Source organism: Bacteroidales bacterium (assembly GCA_018334875.1).
Taxonomy (GTDB): Bacteria; Bacteroidota; Bacteroidia; order Bacteroidales; family UBA12077; genus JAGXLC01.
Map to the genome: position 1 here is coordinate 1 of JAGXLC010000350.1, position 4,234 is coordinate 4,234.

Consider the following 4,234-nt stretch of genomic DNA (forward strand, 5'->3'; position numbering starts at 1 on the left):
CTGCACCATCCATCCCATCGAAAGCAAGGATTGGCCTACCATCGCCCAACGCCCCCATTACAGCGTATTCAACAAAGCAAAGATCAAAAATGACTTCGGCATCACCATTCCATACTGGAAGGAGAGTCTGAAGAAGATGTTACAAAAGTTAGATAAATAAGTTTATCATTGAAATAAGATGTAAAAAATGAAGCAACCTTAGATTTAACCCGGGGAACTAAACCAGACCCCAAAGGGGTCAAACCATGAGTAATCCCGGGTGAAACCCGGGGAAATCGACTGCCAACCCCCCAGCGCTCCAACTGGTACAATTGAATTAAACACCTTCCTTCCTGGAGCGCAATCAACAAACTTGAGATAAACAAGGAAAAAGAATACTTTCTACCATATCTATCTATATTTCAATCTATAACAGAGAACCCACCCCCACCTTTGCATTAATCCTGATATTTTTCTTAATTTTAAGGTTCTTTTTACGGGATAGTTTTATAAAACAAAAAAACAGTGAGGCAATTATGGAAAATGTTGATGTATTGACCCAGGTGAAAAACAAAGCCAATACCTGGCTTGAAGGCGATTTTGATGAAGAAACCAAAAAGCAGGTAAAATATTTGCTTGAAAACGATGAGCAAGAACTGATCGACGCCTTCTATAAGGATCTTGAATTTGGTACCGGCGGTTTAAGAGGCATTATGGGAGTAGGAACAAACAGGATGAACATTTATACCGTTGGAATGGCAACCCAGGGTTTGAGCAATTATATTCACAAACAATTTTCTAATCTAAGCCAGATAAAAGCAGCCATTGCTTATGATTCCAGAAACAACAGCAAGCTGTTTGCGGAGAAAGCCGCCAAAGTTTTAACGGCCAACGGAATCAAAGTATATCTTTTCGACAAGCTCCGGCCAGTACCAGAACTCTCTTTTGCAATAAGATATTTGAGCTGCCAGGCAGGTATTATGATCACTGCCTCGCACAACCCGAAAGAATACAACGGGTATAAGGTTTACTGGGATGACGGTGGTCAGATTGTACCGCCCCACGACAAAAACATCATCAGCGAAGTACAAAAGATCAGTGACATAAGCCACGTCAATTTTAACGGGGATGAAAACAAAATAGAAATCCTCGGGAAGGACATCGATGAAACGTACCTTGACAAAATCTATACGCTTTCATTGAATCCTGAAGTCAACAAGAAACACAGTGATATGAAGATCGTTTACACGCCTTTACATGGTACGGGCGTAGATTTGATCCCAAAAGTGCTGGAAAAATTCGGGTTCAGGAATTTGATTCATGTACCCGAGCAGGATGAGATCAGCGGTGATTTTCCCACGGTTCATTCACCCAATCCCGAAGAGCATGCAGCGATGAAGATGGCGCTTGAAAAAGGCGAAAAAGAGGATGCTGACCTGGTAATGGCCACAGACCCGGATACCGACCGTGTGGGGCTGGCAGTGAAAAATAAACAGGGGCAACTGGAGATCCTAAACGGTAATCAGGCCGCTTCCCTCCTGATCAACTATCTCCTCTCTCAATGGAAAGAGAAAGGGAAATTAACAGGCAACGAATACATCGTAAAAACCATAGTCACCACGGAACTGCTGGCCGATATTGCAGAAACTTACGGTGTGGAGTGCTATGACACCCTCACCGGTTTCAAATATATAGCAGACAAGATTAAGCAGCTCGAAGGCAAGAAAACATTCATCGCTGGCGGTGAGGAAAGTTATGGTTATCTGGCAGGCGATTTCGTAAGGGACAAAGATGCGGTAATCTCCTGTGCCCTGCTTGCTGAAACAGCCTCATTTGCAAGGGAAAACGGCAGATCACTGTTTTACCAGCTCATCGACATCTACCTTGAACACGATGTTTTCAAGGAAAGGCTGAAATCGGTAGAGAAAAAAGGCAAGGAAGGGGAAGAAGAAATCAGAAAGATGATGGATCAGTTCAGGAACAACCCGCCCGATTCCATCAACGGGGAGGATCTGATGCTGATACACGATTACCATAAACAAAAAACCTTTGATCAGCTCAGTCAGCTCCGTTACGAGATCCATCTTCCCAAATCCAATGTATTACAGTTCATTTTGAAGGACGGAACCAAGATCTCCATGCGCCCGTCGGGTACAGAACCCAAGATCAAGTTCTATTTCAGCGTAAACGACAAACTGGAAAAACGGGAAGATTTAGACAAAGTTGACAGCATGCTCGAAGAGCGAATTGATAACATCATTAACGAATTAAAAATCCAATAAAAAGAAACAAGATGAAATCACATAGAAAAGAGCTTTGGTTCAACACGAAGCACCGCAGAGAATTGATAAACATCACCCCGGATGTCGAAAAAGAAGTTCGTGAAAGCGGCATTCAAGAAGGTTTTGTGCTGGTGAATGCCATGCACATTACAGCCAGTGTATTCATCAACGATGATGAGTCGGGTCTGCATCAGGATTTCGAAAACTGGCTCGAAGGCCTCGCACCGGAAAAACCCTATGATCAATACAATCACAACACAGCAGAAGACAATGCCGATGCCCATCTTAAAAGAACTGTTATGGGCCGAGAAGTAGTGGTAGCCATTACAGAGGGCAAGCTCGATTTCGGACCCTGGGAACAGATCTTCTACGGAGAATTCGACGGAAAACGAAGGAAAAGGTTATTGGTGAAGGTCATTGGGGAATAGACGCCGAAAGCTGCCTTTTAATTTGTTTGACGGGAGTTGGGAAATTGGTTGGCAAAGAGCAATTGGCAAACCCTGAATACAAAGTCGACAGGGAAAACCAATTGTCATTTGTTGTGTTTGACAGGAGTTTGATTGTTTGACAGGAGTTGGGGAAAGAAGTTAGCAAAGGACAAATCTGGCGCTGGCAGGTGAATGAAATAGTCATTGATTGTCATTAAGTGGGCATTCGGTTGTCATTAATGTTCATCCCTGACTGCCGGCACGCGGGCGTCAAAAGCCGAACAAGTTTTATTATATTCGCAGAAAATATAAAGTTGGCTGCTGGCAGCAAGCCGCTGTGGGAAAACCAAGACAGGCCGGATGATGAGGCTGAAGGCATTTGGCCGGTTGTTTGGCACCCCGTCTGGCCGGTTTTCAGATACACATGCCCGGAAAAGCTTCCGCTTCCGAGCCTTTGGATCTCAGAGAAAATATTCATCATGCATGCCGGTCGGACGGGTTAGCGTTGGCAATACAAGAGCAGGCATATGGCAACCTGATGCTAAAGGAAAAAAAAATTTCTTGACATTTGTCTCCGGTCCATTTTCCCGTCATTTTTTTATTACCTTTGTTTAAAAGATTATATGACAAACCTCACTGCCCGGTAAATAAGAAAGCGCACATAAAGCTCACCCCCGAAATTCACCGTCAAAAGGAAAAACCAGATCCTTGGTTATTTGAAGGAAATGGGGGAAAGCAATAGCCAACTATCAGTCAAAAACGGGAAAGGTTCCGTTTTGCAAACCCTAGTCCATAAGTCAATTATAAGGAAATTCAAGGACACGAATTATCTAATCCTAATCGTGCAATACGTGCGCGAGTTGAACATTGGACAGAAAGTGGTTTTACTGATTTTATGCAAAACAAAGGAGATTAGTAGGAGCAATTAAATTTTAATCTTGTACATATTCTAAACATAAATTTTTTAAGTGTATCCCCAACGCACGAATTGACAAATGTAATAAAGCACAAAAAAGATGGTATAGTGCGTGTAAGCACCCCTCTCCTTATAAAATTTTCCATTATTTAGACTCATTCTAAAAAGACAAAAACATTGGTGTCCATCTTGTTGTTTAATTAATATTGTTTTCTGATAAATGAGAACGATTCTTATGTGAAATTTAACTAAAACTAAATAATTATGGAACATCAATCAGATCACTCTAGCAAATGTCCGGTTACCGGAGCAACCAGCAAACCAGTTGGTGTTGATCCCCAGGGACCTAAACAGCTAAACCTAGATATTCTCCGCCAGCATTGCCCCCATTCCAAACCCATGGAGGAGGGTTTTAACTATGGCGAAGAATTCAAAAAACTGGATTTGAAAGCCGTCAAGCAAGATCTTCATCAACTTATGACCGACTCCAAAGACTGGTGGCCGGCAGACTGGGGTCATTATGGAGGTCTGTTTATCCGGATGACCTGGCACAGTGCGGGCACTTACCGTATAGCCGATGGCCGGGGAGGAGGAGGAACCGGCAATCAGCGTTTCTCCCCAATAAACAG

At 43.0% G+C, this 4,234-nt stretch carries 4 protein-coding genes; all 4 read left to right on the forward strand.

The window, feature by feature from the left end:
• On the forward strand, positions 1-160 hold a 160-nt coding region (locus KGY70_17865; protein ID MBS3777069.1), incomplete at its 5' end, for a sugar nucleotide-binding protein.
• Between the two features lie 355 nt (positions 161-515).
• Positions 516-2,261 carry a phospho-sugar mutase gene (locus tag KGY70_17870; protein ID MBS3777070.1) on the forward strand — a complete coding sequence of 582 codons (1,746 nt, stop codon included), beginning with the start codon at positions 516-518 and terminating at the stop codon, positions 2,259-2,261.
• Between the two features lie 11 nt (positions 2,262-2,272).
• Positions 2,273-2,689, forward strand: a complete 417-nt coding sequence (locus KGY70_17875; protein MBS3777071.1) for a secondary thiamine-phosphate synthase enzyme YjbQ — start codon at positions 2,273-2,275, stop codon at positions 2,687-2,689.
• A gap of 1,180 nt (positions 2,690-3,869) precedes the next feature.
• Positions 3,870-4,234: hypothetical protein (locus tag KGY70_17880; GenBank protein MBS3777072.1), on the forward strand; the 365-nt coding region annotated here is incomplete at its 3' end.